Origin of the sequence: Flaviaestuariibacter amylovorans, from assembly GCF_039541815.1 — a bacterium.
GTDB classification, from domain to species: Bacteria; Bacteroidota; Bacteroidia; order Chitinophagales; family Chitinophagaceae; genus Flavisolibacter; species Flavisolibacter amylovorans.
This window is the reverse complement of record NZ_BAABGY010000007.1, coordinates 838,635-861,182: the sequence shown is the minus strand read 5'-3', so window position 1 is coordinate 861,182 and position 22,548 is coordinate 838,635. Positions and strand designations below refer to the sequence as shown.

General features: G+C 62.4%; 18 protein-coding genes. 6 read left to right on the top strand and 12 right to left on the bottom strand.

Annotated features, from left to right (window positions below; all coding sequences use genetic code 11):
* Nucleotides 1–91: 91 nt before the first annotated feature.
* On the top strand, nucleotides 92–1,387 hold the full coding sequence (thrC, locus tag ABD937_RS12205; protein ID WP_345256016.1) for a threonine synthase: 1,296 nt from the start codon (nucleotides 92–94) through the stop codon (nucleotides 1,385–1,387).
* Nucleotides 1,388–1,450: 63 nt separating this feature from the next.
* On the top strand, nucleotides 1,451–1,873 hold the full coding sequence (locus ABD937_RS12200) for a response regulator (protein ID WP_345256015.1): 423 nt from the start codon (nucleotides 1,451–1,453) through the stop codon (nucleotides 1,871–1,873).
* 284 nt (nucleotides 1,874–2,157) lie between these two features.
* Here the strand turns inward: ABD937_RS12200 and ABD937_RS12195 are convergent, their stop codons facing one another.
* From ABD937_RS12195 to ABD937_RS12140, 12 genes are all read right to left on the bottom strand, one after another.
* Nucleotides 2,158–2,997, bottom strand: coding sequence for an MBL fold metallo-hydrolase (locus ABD937_RS12195; protein WP_345256013.1), 840 nt, complete (start codon nucleotides 2,995–2,997; stop codon nucleotides 2,158–2,160).
* A gap of 48 nt (nucleotides 2,998–3,045) precedes the next feature.
* Nucleotides 3,046–3,543, bottom strand: a complete 498-nt coding sequence (locus tag ABD937_RS12190; protein ID WP_345256012.1) for a nucleoside-triphosphatase — start codon at nucleotides 3,541–3,543, stop codon at nucleotides 3,046–3,048.
* Entirely contained in the window at nucleotides 3,540–4,574 is a 1,035-nt protein-coding gene (locus ABD937_RS12185; protein WP_345256011.1) for a hypothetical protein, read from the bottom strand. The genes ABD937_RS12190 and ABD937_RS12185 overlap by 4 nt, the downstream gene beginning before the upstream one ends.
* Nucleotides 4,571–5,557, bottom strand: coding sequence for an XdhC family protein (locus tag ABD937_RS12180; protein ID WP_345256010.1), 987 nt, complete (start codon nucleotides 5,555–5,557; stop codon nucleotides 4,571–4,573). Before ABD937_RS12180 ends, ABD937_RS12185 begins: the two co-directional genes overlap by 4 nt.
* On the bottom strand, nucleotides 5,557–6,978 hold the full coding sequence (locus tag ABD937_RS12175) for a DUF6986 family protein (protein WP_345256008.1): 1,422 nt from the start codon (nucleotides 6,976–6,978) through the stop codon (nucleotides 5,557–5,559). Before ABD937_RS12175 ends, ABD937_RS12180 begins: the two co-directional genes overlap by 1 nt.
* A gap of 93 nt (nucleotides 6,979–7,071) precedes the next feature.
* Nucleotides 7,072–7,938 (bottom strand): 2-oxo-4-hydroxy-4-carboxy-5-ureidoimidazoline decarboxylase, encoded by an 867-nt coding sequence (uraD, locus tag ABD937_RS12170; protein WP_345256007.1) that lies wholly within the window; start codon nucleotides 7,936–7,938, stop codon nucleotides 7,072–7,074.
* Nucleotides 7,939–8,138: 200 nt separating this feature from the next.
* On the bottom strand, nucleotides 8,139–9,533 hold the full coding sequence (locus tag ABD937_RS12165) for a urate hydroxylase PuuD (protein WP_345256006.1): 1,395 nt from the start codon (nucleotides 9,531–9,533) through the stop codon (nucleotides 8,139–8,141).
* A gap of 4 nt (nucleotides 9,534–9,537) precedes the next feature.
* Entirely contained in the window at nucleotides 9,538–10,563 is a 1,026-nt protein-coding gene (gene alc / locus ABD937_RS12160) for an allantoicase (protein WP_345256004.1), read from the bottom strand.
* Nucleotides 10,545–11,915 carry an allantoinase AllB gene (gene allB / locus ABD937_RS12155; protein WP_345256003.1) on the bottom strand — a complete coding sequence of 457 codons (1,371 nt, stop codon included), beginning with the start codon at nucleotides 11,913–11,915 and terminating at the stop codon, nucleotides 10,545–10,547. Before allB ends, alc begins: the two co-directional genes overlap by 19 nt.
* Complete coding sequence (locus tag ABD937_RS12150; protein ID WP_345256002.1) at nucleotides 11,912–14,212, bottom strand: xanthine dehydrogenase molybdopterin binding subunit; 2,301 nt, start codon at nucleotides 14,210–14,212, stop codon at nucleotides 11,912–11,914. Before ABD937_RS12150 ends, allB begins: the two co-directional genes overlap by 4 nt.
* Entirely contained in the window at nucleotides 14,209–15,618 is a 1,410-nt protein-coding gene (locus ABD937_RS12145) for an FAD binding domain-containing protein (protein WP_345256001.1), read from the bottom strand. The genes ABD937_RS12150 and ABD937_RS12145 overlap by 4 nt, the downstream gene beginning before the upstream one ends.
* On the bottom strand, nucleotides 15,618–16,094 hold the full coding sequence (locus ABD937_RS12140) for a nucleoside deaminase (protein WP_345256000.1): 477 nt from the start codon (nucleotides 16,092–16,094) through the stop codon (nucleotides 15,618–15,620). The genes ABD937_RS12145 and ABD937_RS12140 overlap by 1 nt, the downstream gene beginning before the upstream one ends.
* 391 nt (nucleotides 16,095–16,485) lie before the next feature.
* On the opposite strand from ABD937_RS12140, the gene ABD937_RS12135 reads away from it, so the two are divergent.
* The 4 genes from ABD937_RS12135 to ABD937_RS12120 are packed head-to-tail and all read left to right on the top strand — an operon-like array spanning nucleotide 16,486 to nucleotide 22,339.
* Nucleotides 16,486–19,662, top strand: coding sequence for a SusC/RagA family TonB-linked outer membrane protein (locus tag ABD937_RS12135; RefSeq protein ID WP_345255999.1), 3,177 nt, complete (start codon nucleotides 16,486–16,488; stop codon nucleotides 19,660–19,662).
* 19 nt (nucleotides 19,663–19,681) lie between these two features.
* The gene (locus ABD937_RS12130; protein ID WP_345255998.1) at nucleotides 19,682–21,139 is read left to right on the top strand and encodes a SusD/RagB family nutrient-binding outer membrane lipoprotein; all 1,458 of its coding nucleotides are present in this window, start codon (nucleotides 19,682–19,684) and stop codon (nucleotides 21,137–21,139) included.
* Nucleotides 21,140–21,158: 19 nt separating this feature from the next.
* Nucleotides 21,159–21,809 (top strand): DUF5011 domain-containing protein, encoded by a 651-nt coding sequence (locus tag ABD937_RS12125; RefSeq protein WP_345255997.1) that lies wholly within the window; start codon nucleotides 21,159–21,161, stop codon nucleotides 21,807–21,809.
* Between the two features lie 20 nt (nucleotides 21,810–21,829).
* A complete protein-coding gene (locus tag ABD937_RS12120) occupies nucleotides 21,830–22,339 on the top strand; it encodes a lipid-binding protein (RefSeq protein ID WP_345255996.1) in 510 nt (169 codons plus the stop codon).
* Nucleotides 22,340–22,548 lie beyond the last annotated feature (209 nt).

The following is a 22,548-nucleotide window of genomic DNA, read 5'->3' as shown; positions in this document are numbered from 1 at the left end:
ATGGGGAATGGGATAATGTGCTAATGGGATAATCAATTGCGCAGCGACCACGATTGGCAACAGGTTTCGCTCGCACTAAATGAAGCAAACGATGAAGTATTATAGCCTCAACGGCACTGCGCCGGCAGTGGATTTCCGGACGGCCGTCATCAACGGGCAGGCGCCCGACAAGGGACTGTATTTCCCCGGTACGGTGCCGGTGCTGGACGCGGACTTCTGGGAGGGGATCGGGCGGTACGACGACCATGCCATCGCGCGGCGGATCATCCTCCCGTACGCAGGCGACTCGATCCCGGAGGCGGAGCTGGCGCGGATCGTTGAAGAGACCCTGTCGTTCCCCGTGCCGCTGCGGCCCGTGTCGGAATCAATGCACGTACTGGAGCTGTTTCATGGACCGACGCTGGCGTTCAAGGATGTGGGTGCGCGCTTCATGAGCCGCTGCCTTTCCTGGTTCGCGCGGGGCCTCGACGGGCGCGTGGTGGTGCTGGTGGCCACCTCGGGCGATACGGGCGGCGCCGTCGCTGCCGCTTTCCACGGCGTGCCGTATGTGGACGTGGTGGTGCTCTACCCGAAAGGGCGCGTAAGCCCCGTGCAGGAGGCGCAGATCGCCGGCGCCGGCGACAACGTGCATGCGCTCGAGGTGGCAGGTACTTTCGACGACTGCCAGGCCCTCGTGAAACAGGCCTTTGCCGATACCAACCTGCGCGAAGCGCTTTACCTGACGTCGGCCAATTCGATCAACGTGGCCCGCTGGCTGCCCCAGCAGTTCTACTATGCCCTTGCCTGGAAGCAGTGGCCGCGTAAGGACCGCCCGCCGGTGCTGAGCGTACCCAGCGGCAACTTCGGCAATATCGGTGCGGCACTGCTGCTGCATCGTTCCGGCCTGCCTGTGCAACAGTTCGTTGCGGCATGCAATGCCAACGACGGAGTGGCGCGCCTGCTGGCCGGCACTCCGGGCGAGCGGCGCGCGGCCATCGCTACCCTTTCCAACGCCATGGACGTGGCCGACCCCAGCAACTTCGTCCGTATCCTGGAGCTGTTCGGCGGCGATACGGCGGCCCTGCGGCAGATGCTCCGCGTGACTACTACGACAGACGATCAAACGCGGGAAGCGATCCGCGCCGTGTACGAGCGCTTTGGCTATGTACTCGATCCGCACAGCGCCGTAGCCTGGCATGGCTTGCAGCAGGGGTTGCCGCCGGGTGAGCACGGCATCCTGGTGGGCACGGCGCACCCGGTGAAGTTTCCCGGCGTGGTGGCCGAGGAAACGGGCGCCCCGGTTCCCTATCCGCCCGCGATAGCCGGGCTGATGGAGCGCCCGCTGCAGAAAGAGCCGCTTGCCGTTTCGTACGATGCGCTGCGGACGCGGCTGCTGGCGCTTCGCTGAACAGGGGCACCGAATTTGCAGGTGTGGAGTACGCGGCGTCTTTTGCCGCATCAACGGTTGGCTATGGCAAAGACAGGACCCATCATCATCATCGAGGACGACACAGAGGACCGCCACCTGATGGAGCTGGCGCTGAACGAGCTGCACCTGCCCCAGGAGCGCCGTTTTTTCGATAGTGCGCAGGAAGTGTTGTATTACCTGATGGATACCCAGGAGAAGCCCTTCCTGATCCTTTCTGATGTAGACCTGCCGGGCATGAGCGGCATTGAGCTGCGCCGGAAGATCAACGAGAGCTTTTTCCTGAGCCGCAAAAGCATTCCGTTCATCTTTTTCTCCAATTCCGCACGCAGTGAAGACGTGGATGACGCCTACAAGACCATGGTGCAGGGCTATTTCGTCAAGCCCTTTCACCTCGAGGAGCTCAAGGAGAAGCTGCGCATCATCTTCGACTATTGGTCTACGACGGAGCATCCGCATTCGATCTGAAACGTGAATCGTGAATCGTCAATAGTGAATGGGGGCGCCGTGAAGATCCGGGGCATCGTCTATGGATACGTGGGAAACAACGCAACGGGAATGCTTGATTACGTGTCCGATATGCCCGCGAGTGGATTAGTGAGCCGGATGACTGTCGCTTTTCCGATCAATGATTGCCAAGATCGATTCTTTTGAAAGCACGATGCAAGCACGCTACAGGTTCAAATTTGTCACCTGCGGCCAACATTCTTTCGGAGATCCATTCACGATTGTCGATTCACGATTCACGCCCCTCACTCGAACGACAACTTCAACTGCCCGGGCGTATCGGCTTCGTAATGCGCCCGCACGGTGGGACCTGCGCCTGCGGTGCTTACCTGGAAGAGGGGCGACTCGCTGTAGCGCGGGGCTACGAGCGTCTGTACACCGTCGGCATGGGCATCGAAGAGCGCCTGCACGAGCCGGACGTCGTTGTTGTTCTGCGAAAGGTGGGCAAGGAGCAGGTGCGTCATGAACGGGGGGCGATGCGCCCGGAACAGGTCGAGGGCCTGCCGGTTGGAGAGGTGCCCCTGCCCGCCGCGGATGCGCTGTTTCAGGATCCAGGGATACTTGCCGTGCTCCAGCATCTCCTCATCGTAATTCGATTCGAGGAAGGCGGCGTGGCACTGCCGGAAATGATGCACCAGGTTGGCACAGGGCACACCGAGATCGGTGAAGACACCTACGGTTACCCCGCCATACGAGATCGTAAAGCTGTACGGATCGGCCGCATCGTGCACCTTGGAAAAGGCCTGGATGGAGAGCGAACCGATGTTGAAGGTCAATTGGCCGGAGAAATCATGCACTTTCGAGCGCTCCAGGTACATCCGTCCGCCTTTATAGGTTCGTGCCGTCACATAGATCGGGATGCCGTGCTTGCGCGTAAGGGTGGGCAATCCGCGGATATGGTCGGAGTGCTCGTGCGATACCAGCACCGCCCGCACCTTCTCCAAAGAAAGGCCGAGCCGCTCCATCCTCCGCTCGATCTCGCGGCACGAGATGCCCGCATCTACGAGCACGGCGTCGGTGTCGTTGCCGACGTAATAGCAGTTGCCGTTGGATCCGGAATTGAGCGAGGTGAACTGAAGGGCCATGGAGGCACAAAAGTAAGCATTGCCGCCGGGTGGGGACGGGGGCGGTCCTTAAGAATTCGGTAAAGCCGCCGGCAGTTCCGACGGATGCCGCCGCAGTGCCGCCGCCGCGAGCCCATACCGTTCCTGTATGGCGTCCACCAGGCTATCGCGGACCACCAGCACGAGCGCTGTTGGGGATGCCTTTTGCGTTCCGGCATGCAACAGGTGGCGCAGCGTGGCGTCGAAACCCTGCCCCGCCAGTTCGAGCTTCCCGATCTCGTCGATCAGCAACCACCCGCCCGCCTTTTTTACGGCTTCCAGCAGCACGTTTTCGGCCCGGGCGAAGGCGGCGATGGAGAACGAATACCGACCCACCGTGAACGCTTCGGCGCTGCCGGGCTCCGCCGAGGCGGGCCAGCTCGCTCCTGTAGCGATGTCCAGGAAACGACGGTCCGCACCGGTGCCCGGCATCAGGATCCCACACACCTCCTCCCGGTCGTTTGCCCAGGTGGCGAGGGCCGTGGTCTTGCCGCTTTCGATGGGCCCGGTAAGGAGAAATACGTTCATGGCAGGGCCTCCTGCAGTTCGGGAGCTCCCGCCGTCAGCGACCAGAAAATGAGCAGGCGGAGAAACAGCGGCACCCGGCGCCAGCCGCGGCGCGCGCGGCTTTCCTGCCAGGCGGCATGCGAGAGGTGGCGCATCTGCGGCAGGAGTCCGAGCAGCTCATCTACCTGGCCTTGGTACGCCGTCCCTTGCCGGCGCAGGTAGCGACGCAAAAGGCCCAGCACGAACGGAGCCAGTATCCCGTACCAGACAATAAGTGCCGTACCGGTCCAGAGCAACGCCAGCACCACACTCCGGCTCCCTGCACGCGCCGAGTCGGCCTCGAGGAAGCGGATGGCGCAAATGGCCGCGAGCAGGAGCACCACCAGCGCTGCGCGGCTGCGCCGGCGCCGCTGCACAGGGTCGGGTGGCGCAGCAATGGCCGGGCAGGCAGGCAGGTCGGGGCGGAGGGCACTGTCGGCCACCAGCCGCGTAGCCATGGCGCCGCAGGCGAGTCCGCCCAACAAGTAAATGCCCAGGTAGATACCGGTGAGCAGCAGGGCGCCGTCGGGGAGGGCCACCGACAGCTCCCGCCCGATATAGGCCACGAGCTCGTCGGCCGCCTGCCAGAACGAGCGTCCGAAGAAGAGCGTGAGCGTGAGCAGCTTTTGAACCGCCGATTCGAGCAGGGCCAGTATGGCCAGCGTGTAGATGGCGGGCTTGCGGACGCCGCCCAGCGAGAAGAGCAGGTAGCCCACCAGCGCCTGGAAGGAAACGGCGAGGTAGGCCGTCGGCGGCGAGTGCGGGCTCACGGCCGCCTTGATGATCAGCACCAGCAGCAGGCTGTGTAGGATCCGCCGGTAGTGGCCTTCCGAATACCGGCCGATGAGCGAGATGCAAATAACGGCAAACGAGCCGACCAGCAGGCCGGTGAACGGAACCTTGAGCGCATGCATCACCCCGCCGAGCCCCGACTCGCCAAAGGCCCAGAGGGCGGTGAGGCGGTGCAGGGCCAGCCACCGGTGGGCAGGTGTCGGCAAAGCGGGTGCGTTCATAGGGATAAAGGTAGCCCGCTCCGGCCGGTGGGCAATTCCCGGTTTTTTTCGCGGATGATCTCGGCGGCGATGCTCACGGCGATCTCCGCGGGTGTTTTGCTGTAGATGGGCAGGCCCACCGGTATGAAGCAATGCTGCCACGCTTCAGGGCTGATCCCTTCCTGCTGCAGCTCGCGCATCAGCGTCAGCACCTTCGACTCGGAGCCCATCATGCCGAGGTAGGCATACTTGCGACCGAGGAGGCGGCGGAACACCGTCTTGTCGTCGCGGTAGCCGAAGGTCATGATCACCACGTAGTCGTCGGGGCGGTCGCCGATGAGGGCGTCGATGGTTTCGTAGTCGGCCACCACACGCTCCTGGGCGTGCGTGTTCCCGGCAAAGGTGTTCAGCTCCGGCCGGTTGTCGTAGATGCGGATGTAGAAGCCGAGCAGCGTCATCTGCTGCGACAGGGCGAGGCCCACGTGCCCGCCGCCGATGATGTGGATCACCGGCCGCTGGTCGAGTCGCTCGGAGTAGCTCCAGTCGGTATCGTCGCGGTAGGCAAAATGACTACCGGACGGGTGCCCTGCTGGTTCAAGGGCGAAGCCGCCGGGCGATAGCCGGATGCGCGTGTCGTGGTGCCCGGCATAGGCTTCCAACAGTGAGTTTACCAATGCTTCTTTCTCCGGCCCGATGGGCACGAACGCGACGAGCTGGCTTCCCGAGCAGATGAGGCCCGACTGGTCGCGGCTGTGCTCCTTGTCGTGGTACTGGCGTTGCAGGAGGATGTCGCCGAGGCCGGCCTGCAGCAGGGCGCGGGCCTTTTCTACCAGCTTATGCTCCATGATGCCGCCGCCGATGGAGCCGGTGATGGCGCCATCGGCGCTCACCGCCATCTTGAACCCCCTGCGGCCGGGCGAGGAGCCTTCGCTTTCGAGCACCCACAGTAATAATACGGGGATGCCCACTTCGAGCTTCCCGTGGATAAAATGCCAGGTGTTCATCAGCGCGCCCGGTTTTCCAGGATTTTTTTGAAGGATCGGCCACGGATCTCGTCGAGTGTAAGACCGGTGCGCAGCACTTCCTCCTCGGTGATGGCGCCGCTGTTGAGGGCCTTCAGAAAGAAGTTGAGCAGTCCTTGCCCGGTGGCCGCATCGTCGAATACGTCGCCGATGAGGGTGGCCCGCGCTGCCTTTTCCACGAAGGTCTTCAGGCGGTCTACCGCGTCCTCGTAGCTTTCGAGGAAGAAGGCGAAAACGGCCGTATAGCGCATCGGCAGCTGGGCCGGGTTGAGGTCCCAGCCCTGGTAGAAGCCGTTCCACAGCGAGTGGCGGATATGGTCATAGCCCTTCTTCCAGGCGCGGTGCACCACCTGGCGGTTCTCCTCCTGTTGCGCTTCGGTGAGCTCGCCGCGGTGCGGTCCGATCGGCATCGTGTTGGTAGCGCCGTCGGAAAGCCAGATGCCGGTGTGCGCCAGGGCCACCTTGGTCATGTGGTGCGCGAAGTCGCACACGGGGTGGTCCATCTCCTGGTAGCGGGCGGTGATGCCGGCGGAGGCGGTATAGTCGTAGGTGCCGAAGTGCATGGCGATGCAGCGACCGCGGCCCGCCTCGATGAATTTGTACAGCGGGTTGGTGCCTTCGATCGACATAATGCTTTGCGTGGTCTCCACCATCATCTCCATCTTCAGGCTTCCTGCCGGCAGCTGCAGCTCCGATTCGAGCAGGTCGAACAGGGCGGCGAGCGTGGCTGGCTGCTCGGGTATCGTGACCTTGGGCAGCATCACCACGAAGTTGTCGGGGAGCTTGCCGCCTGTTTCTTTCACGAGGGTGCTCACAAAGAGGTCGAGGGTGCGGAGGCCGCGCTCCTTCATCTCCTCGGTAAAGGGCTTGATGCGGATGCCGATGAAGGGCGGGAGGGTGCCGGCGGCCATGCCTTTCGCCACTTCCTGCGCGGCGCTAACGGCGGTGGCATCCTCTTCCTCGTTGGCGCGGTTTCCGTAGCCATCTTCAAAGTCGATGCGGAAGTCTTCCACGGCCTCGTGCTGCAGCTTGCGGATCACCTTCCCGTACACTTCGTAGGAAAGGCGGGCGGGGTGCCGGCGCTTTTCTTCGGGCGGGAGGGCTTCGTATTCTTTGGCGATGTGTTCTGCCTTGCTTTCTGCGTTGAACTGTCCGGAGCCGTTAAGGTGAAATATGCGGCCGAAGGAGAGGAAATCAGGCGCATAGGTCTGGAAGGTCTCCAGGGCACGCTCGCCGAGGGAGCGGGCGAGGTCGGAGCGGAACAAGTTGGCGCCGCCGTAAACGGTATGCACGGGCTGCCGCTCGGGGCGGTCGCCGGGGTAAAGCTGTTGAAAGGCCAGGTTGGCGGTGCGCAGGCTGCCGAAGAGCTGCTCGCGGGCGCCGGTGGGGATCGACGTATTCATGTGGTCAGTGTCAGTTGGTAAAGAAAACGGGTCTGTAAAATAGCGCAATCTGCGCACCCGGCGGCAGCTGTTTGCCTCCGGGCCGATGCTCCCTCAGCTTCCCCGGTAGGTGGAGTAGCCGAACGGGTTGACGAGCAGCGGCACATGGTAATGGCTTCCGTCGAATACGGTGAATTGTATTTCTACGGCCGGGTAGAAGCCCGTGAGCCCCTGCGCCGCGAAATAGGCGCCGGTGTCGAAGGCCATCCGGTAGGTGCCGGGCGGAAGCGTACGCCCCGGGGGCAGCAGGTCGGGGATGCGCCCGTCGGCATTGGTGACGCCCTGCGCGATGGTGCGCCAGCTCTTGCCGAGCGGCACCTGAAGACGAATGGTGATGTCCTTGCCGGGGCGACCGATGGAGGTGTCGAGCACGTGCGTGGTGAGCTGGCTTACCCTAAGAAAGGACCAGTCCTCCCCGGGCAGCAGCTTTTTCAGGCGCAGCAGCGTGATCTTGTGCTGCTCGCCCATGGCCACGTGTATCTCCTCTTCGGATTCGTTGTGCAGCCGGTCCTGCAGCAGCCGCGCCATTTCGGGGGCCGATTTGCCGGTGGCGCAGACAATGAAGATGAAGCCCTGCTGCTGCTCGTACCGGTCGTTGCCAGCGGCGAGCGACTGCAGCGTGCGCTCATCGGCGCTGTTGACGCCCGATTGCTCGGCGCCGGCCAGGTGGCTGGTAGCGGCGTATTTCTTCCGGAGGCTGTCGAGGTCGCCGATCTTCGGATGGTGCGTGAAGGCTTCGCGCCAGTCGGCGTCGGCGCAGTGCCCGTACCAGGCATCGGTGGCCTGCCGCGCAAGGTCTTCGACCGACGGGAAGGGCATCCCTTCGAGCATGCGGGCCACCCAGCGCCCCGATCCGCAGCAGGATTGCAGGGCCGTTGCCGCTTCGGCGGGCGGAAGGTTGTTGAGTTCGTTCAGGGTCATTGGTTTATTTGTCTATTGGTCTATTGGTAAGGTCGTTTCAGTGGAGGCGTCCTCTGGTAGCGAAGCTAGCTTTGGGTGGTACAGGGTGACGCCTCATGAGGCTTTACGGGGCTTCGAAAGTGGAGCTCAGACCTTCCTAGCCCATCACTCCATCACCCCATCACCCCATTATCCCATTATCCCATTACCCCATCAGCACATTATTTCCCCTGTTCCAGCCAGCAGCGCACCTGGTTCCGCTCTTCTTCCGTCATGCCGGTCTTGTTGTTCTGGGGCATTGTTTTCGTGATCACCACGCGCTGCAGCACCTTGTCCTTCAGCTTCAGCAGGTCCTGCGGACTTTCGAACATCACACCGTTCGGGGCAGAGGTGTACACGTCGTCGGTGGGGCGGGAGGAGTGGCAGGACATACAGCGTTTCTGGACGATGGTCTGTACGGTTGATGGGGCAACGTCGCCCGTGCAGGCGCCGGGGTTCTTCGGCGGCGCGGTCATGAAGGCGGCGCCGAGCAAAATGGCGGCCGACACAGGCAGCACCCACAGGTTCAGCTGGCCCTTCTCGCGCAGGTTGAGCCAGTGCTTCACACCCGCCGTTCCAACGGTGATGATGGCCAGGATGAGCCAGCCCTGTGCGTTGCCGAAGGTGCTCGGGAAGTGATTCGAGATCATCACGAAGAGCACCGGCAGCGTCAGGTAGTTGTTGTGCAGCGAGCGGAGGCCGGCGAACTTGCCCAGCGCCGGATCGAGTGGAAGTCCTTTTTTGGCCGCCGACACCATGGCCTTTTGCGCGGGGATGATGATGAAGAACACGTTGCCTGCCATCAGCGTCGCCAGCATGGCGCCGAAGTGGATGTAGGCTGCACGGGCGCTGAACAGCTGGCTGTAGCCCCAGGCAAACCCCACGGCCAGCAGGAGGCCGACGAGCCCAAAGAGCGGTCCCTTTCGCACAAGCGGCGTCTTGCAAAGAAGGTGGTACAGCATCCAGGCCACGACGAAGGAGCCGACGCCGATGCCGATGGCCGCGGCCGGCGACAGTGCCCGCACGTTGGGATCGATCAGCATGCCCTTCGCGTTGAAATAGTAGACCACGAAGAGCAGGCAGAAGCCCGAGAGCCAGGTGAAGTAGGCCTCGTACTTAAACCAGTGCAGCTCGCGCGGGATCTCTTTCGGCGCCACCTTGTATTTCTCCAGGTAGTAGAAGCCGCCGCCGTGCACGGCCCACAGGTTGCCCGCCAGCTCGTCGCGCAGGCCCTTGGTGCGGTTGAGCGCATTCTCGAGGAATACGAAGTAGAACGAGGCGCCGATCCAGGCGATGCCGAAGGTGATGTGCAGGAGGCGAACCACGATGTTGAGCCACTCCATGAGGTGACCTTCCCAGGGCGTGTCGCGCACGAGCTGCCACGTAAAGGCCACGGCCGATACGAGCACGAGCAACAGCGCTGCGTAGACCAGTCCCTGGTACCAAGAGAGCTGGTCGTGCCGCTCGTCGTCGCCGGCTTCATGGCTCGCCTTCGCGATCGCCGGCAGCTGGTAGGTCAGCGACACCAGCATGAAGCCGATCACGAGCAGCAACAGGTATACAAAGGCGTTCATCATGGGCTCAGCGGGTTGGCGTACCGAACAGGCGCAGGCGGCTTACGCCGCCGTCGGGGTAAATGGTGAGCCGCACGTGGGTGAATACAGCATCACTCGTCAGCTCTTTGGTGAATTCGTGGATGCTGTCGGCCTCCAGCTTTTGCTCCGGCAGCAGCGGGTACCAGTCGGCATGGTTCTCCAGCGCGTCTTCGTCGGTGGGCGCGTGGCAAGCCTCCAGCGAGCAGCGATCGGGATAGTTGCCTTTGAAGTGGGCTGTGTCCACTACGGCGCGGCGGATGCTGCCCGGGTGGGCAAGGCGTAGGATCACCCAGTCGCGGTTGCCCGGCGTGCGGTTCCGCTTCGTTTCCCAGCCATCGCCCATATTGACGCCACGGCCCGGCATGATGAGGTTGCTCATCGACGAGAAGAACATATCGTTGCAACCGATGGCCTGTCCGCCGTTGATGGCTGCCGCGAGATCTACTTCTTCGTCCGGTGCTACTCGGCTCCAGTCTTTGACCACCGTACCGTACACCTTGAGGCGGGCCACGCCGCCGTCGGGGTAGATATGCAGGCGCAGGTGGCTCCAGGCTTTTTCGGAAGCGCATTCGTAAAAATTCTGGCTCCCGGGGTCCAGCGGGGATTGCGGCAGGAGTTCTTCCCAGGGCACGCTTTCCCAATCGGTGATGCCCGACGCGTCCTCGATGAGGGCGGCCTCTATGGACGCGTGCGGCGGGTGGTTGCCCAGGAAGAAGTTGGTGTCGATGTCGAAGCCGGCGATGGTGCCCGTGGTAGCTAGCTGCACCACGCACCAGTCGTGGCCCGGTGTGCGCTTGCGGCGCGACTCCCAGCCGTCCATCCACTTACCGCGGTCGGTGTATTTGTCGGTGATGAAGATGCCGCGGCCGGGTTGTATCAGGTTCTCTTTCTCGGCAAAGAAGTCGTCGGTGGCGTACAGCACTTTTCCGCCAAGCCGGGCGGCTGCCAGGTCGGTGAGCTGCGCAAAGGCCGGTGCTTCTTTGATGATCTCGCTTACTTTCTGAAAAGCCATGTTCCGTTCGGGGTTTTGGGTAAGTTATGAAATCCGGCTGTGATGGGTATGCCAGCTAAAAAGCTATCGCCTCCAACGTCTTGGAGACCGTGCTCGAGATAAGGGGTGGTCTTGTGGCGGTGCAATACCGCCCCGGAGACCGGACGAATTTTCCAGTCAGCACTACCGGGCGACCATAAGGTAAGGTCGGCATCGTAGCCAACCCGGATAAACCCTTTCCGGTTGTCGAGGCGGAGCAGGCGGGCTGGCGCTTCTGTCAGCAGCGGGATGAATTGCTCCGGTGTAAGTACGTCCGCTAGCGCGGTCCAACTCGCAGGGAGCAGGTATTGAAGACCGGCGATGCCACCCCAGGCCTCCAGCAGATTGCCGCTATCGAGCATTTTCAACTCGGGCGGGGCGGGAGAGTGATCCGAGGCGATAAGGTCGAGGATACCGTCGCGCAGGGCCGCTTTCAATAATTCGTTGTTGGCACGCTCGCGTATCGGCGGCGCACATTTATACAGGGTATTCCCATCGGCAATGTTCTCTGCGTTGAAGAGCAGGTAGTGCGGACAGGTTTCCGCGGTCAGCGGCAGTCCCTCTGCCTTAGCTGCGGCAATGAGCGGTAATGCGCTTGCCGACGAAACGTGCACAATGTGCACAGGACAGCAAAAACGTCGGCAAACATCGATGGCCATCGCCACCGCTCGATCTTCCCAGTCCTTGGGCCTACTAGCGAGGTATGCTGCGTAGGAACGCGGCGAGTGCTTGAGGGCTTCTCTGGTGCCTGGCTCGTCGAGTTCACAATGGAGGAGCAGTGGCACGTTGTGTTGGGCGAGCAAGGGCGCCGCGGCCTCCAGGTCAGCCTCGGTCACGTTCGGAAAATCGTCGATGCCTGAATGCGTCAGAAAGGCTTTAATACCTAGTACACCCGCTTCAATCAACGGACCGATTTCGTGAAGGTTACCCGGTACCAGGCCTCCGTAAAAACCGACATTGGTGTACATCTTGTCGCGTGAGGCTTCCTTCTTGGCCTCCAGCGCCGCCACCGACGTGGTGACCGGCGAGGCGTTGAGGGGCATGTCGACGATGGTGGTGATGCCACTCTGGAGCGCCGCTTTGGTAGCGGTTTCAAAGCCTTCCCAATGGGTGCGTCCTGGCTCGTTTACATGCACATGCACGTCGATCAGTCCGGGGATTACCATATGAAATCGCGCGTCGATCGGTTTTGTGTGGGGCATTCGTTCAGCCGGGAAGGGACCAGGCTCGATATGCGTGATGATACCGTTGCGCATGAATACGGTCGCTTCGTGGAAGCCGCCATCGATCCAGACCTTTTTGCTGTATACAGAATTCCGGTCCTTTCTCATCATACTTCCGGATTATACAGTCCCATCAATACTTTTTCGGGCGTCATCGGTGCGCTATACGGCACCAGCGCGTTTTTATTGAATGCCAGTACCGCGTTGCGCAGCGCGAAGAAAGCGCCGATGCCGTACATGAGCGGCGGCTCGCCCACGGCCTTCGAGCGCAGAATGGCCCCATCGGAGCCCGGCGCATCCAGGAAGTGGATATCGAGCACCTTCGGCACCGAGTAGATGTCGGGGATCTTGTAGGTAGAGAGCGCGTTCGAGAGCAGCTTGCCCTGTTCATTGTAGACCACTTCCTCCATGGTCATCCAGCCGATGCCCTGCACGAGCCCTCCCTCGCACTGGCCCAGGTCGATGAGCGGGTTGATGCTCTTGCCGAAATCATGCACCACTTGCACCGCGTCGAATTCATAAGTGCCGCGCAGGCAATCGACGGTGCACACGGTGATGGCCGTGCCGTACACATGATAGGCGAAGGGGTGCCCCTTGCCGGTAGCCTTGTTGAAATGGATCTCGGGCGTGGCATAGTGTCCTTTGGCGCTCAGGTTGACGCGCTGCGCAAAGGCCAGGTGCACCAGTGTCTTCCAGTCGAGCTCCGTAGCGATCCCGTCTATGTGTACAAGCTCGTTGCCGATCGAGATGTCGGCATCGCCGGCCGCCAGGTGTTGCCGTGCTACGGCGGTCAGTCGCTCCAGTACTTCGGCGCAGGCGATCTGCACGGCCTTGCCATTGAGATCGGCGGTGGCCGATGCGGCCGAAGGCGAGGTGTTGGCAACGCGCGTCGTATTGGTGCTCTCCACGCGGATGCGGTCGCGGCGGATGCCGAGGCTGCGTGCCGCCACCTGCTGCATCTTCGTGTTCACGCCCTGGCCCATCTCCACCGCGCCGGTGCTGAGGCTCACGCTGCCGTCCCAGTAGATATGCAGTAGGGCGCGCGCCTGGTTCATCATCGTATTGGTGAACGAGATGCCGAAGCAGATCGGCATCAAGGCAAGTCCTTTCTTAAAAAGCTTGTTCGCTCCATTGAAGGTTTCCACCTCGCTTTGCAGGCGGGGCAGGTCGAAACGACGCGCAGCCTCGTCCCAGCATTCGGCGGCGTGGCAACCCCGCACGATCTGGCCGTACGAAAATTCATAGCCTTCCGGCATCAGGTTCTTCCGCTGCAGCTCGATCGTAGAAATACCGAGCGCCTTCGCGGCCTGATCGATGGCGGCCTCGATCACGAACATGCCCTGCGGGCCGCCGAAGCCCCTGAAGGCGGTGTTGGGCGGCAGGTTGGTTTTGCAGGAATGTGCGGTCAGGTGCACATGCGCTACCCCATAGGTGTTGGTGCCGTGAAAGAGCGTTCGCTCCAGGATGGCGGGAGAGAGGTCCGCCGCGGCGCCGCCGTTTTGAAAGTAGGTAGCCTCGAAGGCGACGATCTTATGATCGGCATCAAGCCCAATTCTGTAGTCGGAGCTGTAGGGGTTGCGCTTGCCGCTCATGCGCATGTCTTCCATGCGGTGGGGCATGCATTTCACCGGGCGCCGCAGGTGGTACGCGGCAAGGCCGGCCATCGCGGCCCACATGGCGGCCTGATCTTCCTTGCCGCCGAAGCCGCCGCCGAGGCGCGTTACGTCCACCTCCACCTGGTGCATGCCCATATTCAGGAGGTGGGCCACCGTTTCCTGCACGTGGCGGAGTCCCTGCGTCGACGAGTACACCCGCAGGCTGCTGCCTTCTAGCGGCTGCACATAGGCGCCGTGGGTTTCAAGATAGAGGTGCTCCTGTCCGCCGGTCTCGGCGCGGCCGGAAAACACATGGGCGCAATTCGCGAAAGCTGCCGCCACATCGCCCTTTTGAAACGTGCGCGAAGGCGACAGCAGTTGCCCGAGGCCGAAGGCTTCCCTTGGATCGGTCACCACCGGCAGCGGGTCGATGTCGACCTCGATGTCGGCAAGCGCCGCCTCGGCGAGCTCCTCGGATTCGGCCACCACGAGCAGCAAGGGCTGCCCCATGAAGGTGACGGTATCGGTGGCAAACAGCGGCTCGTCGGGGAAGATGCCGCCGATATTGTTGTGACCCGGTATGTCGGTTGCCGAAAAGATGCGGACGACGCCTTCGCGCTGCGCCGCGCGGCTCCAATCGAGGCGCCGCACCGTACCATGAGCCAAGGGGCTGTCGAAGATCTTCGCATGGAGCGTGCCCTCGAAGGTGGGCAGGTCGTCGAGGTACAGGGAGCGCCCGGTAACGTGGCCGGCGGCGTCCTGGTTGGGGACGACCGTGGCTTCGGGAATGGCTTTGGTGGCGGCAGCGATCATACGGAAAGCATTTGGTGAACGGGCGCAGCGTCGATGCGGGCGAAGTGGGCGAGGAGCAGCTGCCGGAGCAGGAGGCGCTTGTAGTCGGCCGTGCCGCGGGCGTCGGAGATGGGCGCAATCTCTTCCTGCGCAAGTGCGAGCGCGCCTTCGATGGCTTCCGTGTTAAGCGCCTTGCCTTGCAGGTAAGCTCCGGTTCGCGAAAGGTACTTTGGGAACGGGCCGACGCCCCCTGCCGAGAGGTGTGCAAAGGTAACCTGTCCGGAAGCGTCAAGCCCGATCTGCGCCGCGCTGTTGACGGAGGCGATATCGAGATTGGTTCGCTTCGACACCTTTTCGAAGGAAAACCGGGAGGCCGGCGGCGCGAAGAAAATTGCTTCGATGAGCTCGCCCGGTGCCTTGTCGAGTTGCTTGTATCCTTTGTAGAACTCTTTCAGGGCCACGGTGCGCATGCTGCCCATATCGTTCAGAACGAGCTGCGCATCGAGCGCCAGCAGGAAGATGGTGAGGTCGCCGATGGGGGAGGCGTTCACGAGGTTGCCGCCTACGGTGGCCATGTTGCGGATGGGCGTGGACGAGATCAGCTTGCCGTGCGCCGCCAGTTGCGGGAAGTGCTCCTGCAGGAGGCGCGACTCCAGCAGCTGCGTCACCGTTGCGGCCGCGCCGATGCGGATCCTTCCCTCTTCGAGCCGGATCGAGCGGAGGCCCTCCCGGTCGGCAAGCAAGCTAACTGGTGATGCCTTGACCGCATGTGGCTTTTGCACGAGGAGGTCAGTGCCGCCGGCGAGGGGCAGGGCAGGAATGCCGTTTGTAGCGGGTGCGGGCTCCGCGTTCTGCTCCAGGTCGCGGAGCCGCGCTTCGATGCCGGTGAAGTAGCCCGGAAGGAAACCTTCCGCCACCAGCCATTCCAGCGTGCCCTCGGCGGGCTTCGCTTCGATCTTGTCGCAGATGACCTGCGCCGCGCGCTCGATCGATTTATACCCCGTGCACCTGCAGATATTGCCATCAATGGCGGCGATGGCCTCCGGATAAGTCTTCGCCGAAGGGTGCAGCACGAAGCCCGTAAACGAAAGCACGAAGCCGAGGGTGCAGAAGCCGCACTGCGTGCCGTTCGTATCCACCATTGCCTGCTGCACCGGCGAGAGTTCGGGACCGTTGAGGCCTTCCACCGTCACGATGTGCTTGCCGGCGGCATTGCCCAGCGGCATGAGGCAGGAGGTGGCGGAGCGGTAGGTGAGGCGCCCGTTCTCGAAGTCGCCCACGAGCACGGTGCAGGCCCCGCAGTCGCCCTCGCGGCAGCCGATCTTGGTGCCCGTGAGCCGCTTGCGGTACCGCACAAAGTCGAGCACGGTGCTGCCGGCGGCCTCGGCCGTGCCCACGGTGCTGTCGTTGAGTAGGAATCGGATCATCAGTATTCGGTCTTTTGAGTGCTGCTGCTCCACGCGCGGAAGGCTTCGAGCGCTTCGTCGCGCATCAGTTGCTGCGTGAACAGCTTGCGCTCGTGCACGGGCCGCGCGATCTCTTCATAAATAAACTGGTCGTCGAAGGCGATGGCGGCCGCGTCGGCCTGCGTATTGGCGTAATATAGTTTGTCGGGGCGGGCCCAGTAGATGGCGCCGAGGCACATCGGGCAGGGCTCGCAGCTGGTATAGAGCTCGCAGCCGGCGAGCTGAAAGGTGCCGAGCACGCGGCAAGCTTCGCGGATGGCCGTTACCTCGGCATGGGCGGTGGGGTCGTTGCTGGCCGTCACCTGGTTGGTGCCGCGGGCAATGATGACACCATCTTTCACCACCACGGCCCCGAAGGGACCGCCCGCGCCCTGCAACACGTTATCTACCGACAGGCGGATCGCTTCCCGCATGTAGGGATTCTCCTCGTTGATCATAGCAATCGTTTAAAACAGACTGAAGTCGTCACTGTATGGAAGGCTACCCGTAAAATCGAGAGGCGTGGGGCGTCAGGCGTGAGGAGAAAGCCATTCCAGCCGGGCACTTCGCCTCACGCTGGACGCCTTCCAACGCCCGACCAAAGGCGGAGCGATCGACGTAGCGACGACACGTAAGACGATAAATATAGGAAAATCGGCGGTGGCAGGCACACAGGGATCGACGCGCGCTCCCGGGCCGGTGCCGTTCATACCATGTCCGATTTTTCAGTACCCCGATTTCCGGTTTCAGCAGCCCCGTACCCCGGTTCGGTAAACAAGCCCTGTTTCCGCATTTCTACGGGACAGCATTCGTGCTGAAATCTGTGTCCAGAAAGAAAAAGGAACATCTATGAAAAAAATCACGTGTATGCTAATGGGCGTCCTGGTGACGGTCAGCGTGTGGGGGCAGCAACGGGTGATCCGGGGGAAGGTGACCGACGCTTCGGGCGCGCCGCTCTCGGGTGTCTCGATTGCCGTCAACGGCCGCACCGTGGGCCAGACCGACGCCGCGGGCAACTTCTCCGTGCCTGCCGAGGCCGGCAACAGGCTTGTGTTCAGCTCCGTCGGCTTCAGTCCCCGCGAGGCGGCTGTAGGCACCCGCGACCAGATCGACATCTCCCTGCCCGCAGCGCCCAAGGAAATGACTGAAGTAGTGGTCACCGCACTCGGACAGTCGCGCAGCCGCACCAAGGTGGGCTATTCCGCAACGACCTTCAATTCCGAAAACATCAACCGTGTAGCGCCGGTGAACGTGCTCGACGGCCTCCAGGGCCGCGTAGCGGGCGCCGACATCTCCACGACCGGCGGCCAGCCCGGCTCCTCGGTGAAGGTGGTGCTGCGCGGATACGGCAACCTGGGCGACCAGAACCAGCCGCTGTACGTGATCGACGGCGTGCCCCTCTCGGACGCGCGCCTCGGCTCGAGCGCGGCGGGCGGCCTCGACTTCGGTGGCGGCCTCAACGACCTCAACCCCGCCGATGTGGAGAGCATCACCATCCTCAAGGGCACGGCTGCGGCCTCGCTTTACGGCTCGCAGGCCAAAAACGGCGCGGTAATGATCACCACCAAGCGCGGACGCGCCGGCAAGCTGCGCGTGGGCATCGCCTCGGCCGCCACCTTCTCGAAGGTGGGCATGCTGCCGACGCCGCAGGACCAGTTCGGGCAGGGCTGGGACGGCACCTTCATCCCGATCGAAAACGGCTCCTGGGGGCCGCGCCTCGACGGCCGCGAGCGCCTCTGGGGATCGGTGGTCGACAACAGCCAGCTGCTGAAGCCCTTCGCCTTCGTGAAGAACAACATCCGCGACTTCTACGAGACGGGCGCGGAGCTCAACAATACGGTATCGCTCTCGGGCGGCTCCGACCTGCTCAACTTTTACCTCTCGTACGGGAACCTCAACTCCGACGGGCCGCTGCCCACGAAGGCCGATTACCTGAACCGGCACACCTTCTCGCTCCGCACCAACAGCAAGTTCGACCGCCTCACTATCGGTACCTCGTTCAACTACGTCAACAAGCTGCAGCATGCAGTGGCCACCCAGGCCGAATCGGGCGTGTCGGCCGGTATGTTCGAGGACCTGCTGCAGGTGCCCGTAGATATACGGATTGCCGACTTCCGGGATTACCGGAACAAGTTCTTCAATGTCGACAACTTCTACAGCCCCTATGCCGAGAACCCGTATTTCATCCTGAATGAGAACGGCTCGCAGCAGCGCTCCGACCGCTTCTTCGGCAACGTGGACCTCGGGTACAAGATCTCTGACGCGCTCAGCGTACAGGCGCGCCTCGGCGGCGACTTCACCAATGCCGGAACCTTTATCTGGAAGGCCCGCAGCGTACCGGCGCCCGGCTCCTGGAACGACGGCGCCAACCCCGAAGGGCAGGGCCGCTCCCCGAACGTCGGCTCCGTGCAGCAGGTCAACAACTACGCGGGCCTCATCAACGGCGACCTCATCGTCAAGTACAACCGCAATCTCGGCGACCGCTTCACCCTCGAGGCGCTGGCCGGCTTCAACTACAACCAGGTCACGAGCCGTGGCAACTCGGCGCGTATCGAAGACCTCGTGATCCCCGGATTCTACCACCTGTCGAACTCGCTGAACCCGCCCACCGCGGCGAGCGCCGAGAGCCGCAAGCGCACGATGGGCACCTATACGCAGGCCATCCTCGGCTACCGCGAGCAGCTGTTCCTGACGCTGAATGCGCGCAACGACTGGTCGTCGGCACTGCCCATCGCCGACAACTCCTTCTTCTACCCGGGCGCCAACCTGGCCTGGCTCGTCTCGAAATCGCTGAATCTTTCGGGAACGCCGATCAGCCACCTGAAGCTGCGCGCCGGCTATGGCAAGACCGGCTCCGATGCGAATCCCTACCTCGTGTACTCGACGCTCGTGACCGGCAACGTGGGCCTCGGCTTCGGCAGCATCACCTTCCCCTTCAACGGCGTACCCGGCTTCGAGATCGGCAACCAGATCGGCAACCTGGCTCTTAAGCCTGTGATCACCAACGAGCTGGAGACGGGGTTGGAGCTGCGCCTCTTCAACAACCGCATCGGCATCGACGCCACTTACTATGTGAAAACGACCGAGGGACAGATCCTGGGTGTGCCCATCGCTCCCTCGTCCGGTTTTACTTCGCTGGTGTCGAACATCGGCACCGTTACCAACAAGGGCATCGAGCTGTCGGTGGATGCCACGCCGGTGCGCACGAAGCACTTCACCTGGAACGCCGTATACACCTTCACCCGCAACCGCAGCAATGTCGACAACCTGGCCGAGGGGCTCGAAAAGATCCAGCTGAATGCGGCGTACGACGCGGAGTTCAACATCCGCCCGGGAATGCCGGTGGGCATCTTTGAGGCACCGGTGCCGCGCTACGCACCCGACGGCCGTATCATCGTCAGCGCCAGCACCGGAATGCCCGAGGTGGCTGCCGAAAAAGCGATCTACGGCAGTGCGCAGCGCGACTATACCATGGGCCTGAGCAACACCTTCACCTACAAGGACCTCTCGCTCAACTTCGGCCTCGACTTCCGCAAGGGCGGCCTGTTCTACAGCGGTACTGCGGACCTGTACCACTTCACCGGAAACGCCTGGAATACGACCTACAACGACCGGAAGCCCTTCATCGTACCTAACTCGGTGGTGGAAAGCTTCGGCGCCGACGGCAAGCCGGTGTACACGGAGAACACGACCTACATCACACAGGCCAACTACGACGATTACTTCTACACCAACAACGGCAAGGCTGTAGCCTACCAGAACCGCATCCTCGACAAGTCGTTCCTGAAGCTGCGCGACGTGACGCTGACCTACCGCCTGCCCCGCTCGCTTGCGTCCAGGATCCGCGCGGAGAACCTGTCGCTTTCAGTGTACGGCAAGAACTTCCTGCTCTGGACGCCGAAGGAGAATGCGTATATCGACCCCGAGGCCTCCAACTTCGGCAACGACCTCTCCGGCGAATTCGGCGAGTTCCGTACCGGGCCTACCATGAAGCAATACGGTGTGCGCCTCACGGCCAATTTCTAACCCCAACAAAGCACGAACAATGATCAACTTCAAAAGAACCCTGCTGCCCGCGGCCCTGGGCCTGCTCCTCGCCGGCAGCAGCTGCAAGAAGGCGCTCGATATCAACCAGGATCCCAACAACCCCGCCATCGGTCAGGGAACACCCACCATCGTATTCCCGGCGGCCGTGATGTCGACCGCGGGACGCGTAGGCGGCGACATGGCCATCCTCGGCGGCATCTGGGCGCAGTACTGGACACAAAGCGCCACGGCCAACCAGTATAAATACATCGACGCGTACAACGTGAAGAGCGCCGACTTCAACGGCGGCTACACCGAGCTCTTCGCCGGCGCCCTCAACGACTACCAATTCGTGATCGGCAAGGCGAACGAGCAGCGTAACTGGAAGTACCTGCTGATGGCGACCGTGATGAAGGCCTACACCTACCAGGTGCTGGTGGACCTCTACGACCAGGTGCCCTATTCAGAGGCCTTCCGGGGCACGGCCAACCTGCAGCCTAAGTTCGACGACGGCTACAGCATCTACAAGTCGTTGCTCGCTGAGATCGATACGGCGCTGGCGCGCGACTACCACACCGGTGAGTTCGATACGCGCGACCAGCAGGCCGACATCGTGTTCGGCGGCGACATGGATCGCTGGGAGGAGTTCGCCAACACGCAGAAGCTGAAGATGTACCTGCGGATGGTGAACAAGAAGCCCGCAGAGGCCCAGGCCGGCATCGAGGCGCTCTATACCGCGGGCGCACGCTTTCTCTCCACAGATGCAGCCATCAAGTCTTTCGTGAACCAACCCGACAAGAGCAACCCGTTTTACGAGTACAATGTCCGCAGCCTCAACGTGAGCACCAACCTGCGCGCCTCGCGCACGCTGCTGACCTACCTGCAGGCCAATGCCGACACGCGGCGCCCGGTGTACTATGCGGGCAACAACGGCCTTGACCAGGGCGACTACGGCACCACGAGCAGCGCCGGACAGAACGCCTCGGTGGTGAACCAGTCGGCCACCGACCCGGTGTACTTCATCTCGGCGGCCGAGTCCTTCTTCATGCAGGCCGAGGCCCGCGAGCGCTACTTCGCCGGCGCCGGCGCCAAGGCCCGCTACGACCAGGGAGTGCTGGCCGCCTTCGATCAGCACGACCTCGACGGAACTGCGTTCGTGAACGGAGCGTATGCGTATCCCACCGCCGGAACGCTGGATCAGAAGATCGAGGCCATCTCCACGCAAAAATGGATCTCCTTTTTCGGGTCGCACGCGCTGGAAGGTTTCTTCGAGAAGAACCGCACCGGCTATCCGCGCACGAGCGCCGTGTATTCCGATAACCCGGCCTACGTACCCGGCCAGTTCGTGGTGTCGCGTAATGCCGTTACCAACAACCAGCTGCCGAAGCGCCTCGTGTTCCCCGACGTGGAGCGTACGCGCAACCGCAACACCCCGGCCGAAGTACCGATCACCACCCCCGTCTGGTGGGCTCTTTAACCCTTTAAACGACCCGCTCATGAAGCAATCACTGCTCCTCCTGCTGGCCGCCGTACTGGCGCTCGGCTCCTGCAAGAAAGACCACCCGGCCAATACCGAGGACCGCGTGGGCAGCTCCCGCGTAACGCGCTTTCCCACCTTCACCATGAACGGCGACCGCTATATGTCGATCCCCCGCGATGGCAACTTCACCGACCCCGGCGTCACGGCCGTGGAAGGCAGCACCCCGCTCACGGTGACCGCCTCCGGTACGGTCGACGCGAGCACGGTGGGCGTATACGACATCGTCTATACCGCCATCAATAAGGACGGCTTCCCGGGTACCGTCACACGCACTGTGGCCGTGCTCCCGGGCGTCGAACAGCCCGGTGTCAACATCGCCGGCGCCTATAAGAATCTGGGCTCCTTCAACTACACCGCGCAGATGCAGAAGCTGGCGCCCGGGTTCTACCTCGTCGACAACGTATGGGGCGGCGGCAGCGCGGCGCTCATCGCGGCGTATGTGCTCACGGTGAACGGTACCGACCTGCTGGTTCCGCGCGCGGAATTGAGTCCGTACGGCGGTGTCAGCGGCACAGGCACCCTCGACGCGGCGGGCAACCTCGATTACCGCATCACCCTGCACGACCTCGGCGTCAACAACTCGCTGCGGAAATGGAAGAAACTCTAACCTCTTAAAACCGACTGAACATGAATAAGCTTTTCCTCGCCTGCGCCCTCCTCGGCATCAGCCTCGCGGGCTGCAAGAAAGAAAACGTCGATCCGGGCGGCACCGGCACCGAAGCCGTCTCCAACGAATGGTGGGCCATGCTTACCGACGCCAGTGGCGACGATGTCTTCCACCTCGGGCATTTTGCGATCGCCACCTATAATACGGCTTCCGCCCGCGACTCGATCTGGGTCGACGACATCAAGCACGGCTGGGGCATGAAGGGCAAGGTGGGTGTAGATCTACAGGCGCTCACCTTCGGCTCGCCCACCGGCGGCAGCAAGAACGCCTACTTCAACCCCGTAGCGCCCACGGCCTTCCCCGAGCGCGTCACTATCACGGCGGGCAAAGTGCTGCCGCGCGCCGGCCGCTCGCGCACCGGCAACGTCACCGACAGTATCTATATGGAAGTGGAGTTCTCCGACGACCCCGGCACCAAGTACCTGCTCAGCGGCCATGCCCGCACGGCCTTTGCCGAAGACGAGTATTGATCTGGTTGTTTTATAGATTCCATTCGCAACCTTGAAAAACCTCCGGCCGCGGTGCGCAAGCACTGCGGCTTTTTTTAAGTCTGCAGCTCGTTGGGAAGCTTCGCATAGTGGGATGCGCACCGGCACCGTGTACCGGTACCTTTTCCCATTTCCTGGTCGGGCAGCGCCAACAATTCAGTACCGTTTTTTTACCGCTCTTCCGTCGCTTC

What these genes read in the sequence shown, in the direction of transcription:
- ABD937_RS12135 (WP_345255999.1), top strand. Translation starts at nt 16,486, where the DNA reads ATGAAAAAAATCACGTGTATGCTAATGGGCGTCCTGGTGACGGTCAGC.
- thrC (WP_345256016.1), top strand. Translation starts at nt 92, where the DNA reads ATGAAGTATTATAGCCTCAACGGCACTGCGCCGGCAGTGGATTTCCGG.
- uraD (WP_345256007.1), bottom strand. Translation starts at nt 7,938, where the DNA reads ATGACCCTGAACGAACTCAACAACCTTCCGCCCGCCGAAGCGGCAACG.
- alc (WP_345256004.1), bottom strand. Translation starts at nt 10,563, where the DNA reads ATGGCTTTTCAGAAAGTAAGCGAGATCATCAAAGAAGCACCGGCCTTT.
- ABD937_RS12125 (WP_345255997.1), top strand. Translation starts at nt 21,159, where the DNA reads ATGAAGCAATCACTGCTCCTCCTGCTGGCCGCCGTACTGGCGCTCGGC.
- ABD937_RS12145 (WP_345256001.1), bottom strand. Translation starts at nt 15,618, where the DNA reads ATGATCCGATTCCTACTCAACGACAGCACCGTGGGCACGGCCGAGGCC.
- ABD937_RS12140 (WP_345256000.1), bottom strand. Translation starts at nt 16,094, where the DNA reads ATGATCAACGAGGAGAATCCCTACATGCGGGAAGCGATCCGCCTGTCG.
- ABD937_RS12195 (WP_345256013.1), bottom strand. Translation starts at nt 2,997, where the DNA reads ATGGCCCTTCAGTTCACCTCGCTCAATTCCGGATCCAACGGCAACTGC.
- ABD937_RS12120 (WP_345255996.1), top strand. Translation starts at nt 21,830, where the DNA reads ATGAATAAGCTTTTCCTCGCCTGCGCCCTCCTCGGCATCAGCCTCGCG.
- ABD937_RS12190 (WP_345256012.1), bottom strand. Translation starts at nt 3,543, where the DNA reads ATGAACGTATTTCTCCTTACCGGGCCCATCGAAAGCGGCAAGACCACG.
- ABD937_RS12165 (WP_345256006.1), bottom strand. Translation starts at nt 9,533, where the DNA reads ATGATGAACGCCTTTGTATACCTGTTGCTGCTCGTGATCGGCTTCATG.
- ABD937_RS12180 (WP_345256010.1), bottom strand. Translation starts at nt 5,557, where the DNA reads ATGAACACCTGGCATTTTATCCACGGGAAGCTCGAAGTGGGCATCCCC.
- ABD937_RS12175 (WP_345256008.1), bottom strand. Translation starts at nt 6,978, where the DNA reads ATGAATACGTCGATCCCCACCGGCGCCCGCGAGCAGCTCTTCGGCAGC.
- ABD937_RS12200 (WP_345256015.1), top strand. Translation starts at nt 1,451, where the DNA reads ATGGCAAAGACAGGACCCATCATCATCATCGAGGACGACACAGAGGAC.
- allB (WP_345256003.1), bottom strand. Translation starts at nt 11,915, where the DNA reads ATGATGAGAAAGGACCGGAATTCTGTATACAGCAAAAAGGTCTGGATC.
- ABD937_RS12150 (WP_345256002.1), bottom strand. Translation starts at nt 14,212, where the DNA reads ATGATCGCTGCCGCCACCAAAGCCATTCCCGAAGCCACGGTCGTCCCC.
- ABD937_RS12130 (WP_345255998.1), top strand. Translation starts at nt 19,682, where the DNA reads ATGATCAACTTCAAAAGAACCCTGCTGCCCGCGGCCCTGGGCCTGCTC.
- ABD937_RS12185 (WP_345256011.1), bottom strand. Translation starts at nt 4,574, where the DNA reads ATGAACGCACCCGCTTTGCCGACACCTGCCCACCGGTGGCTGGCCCTG.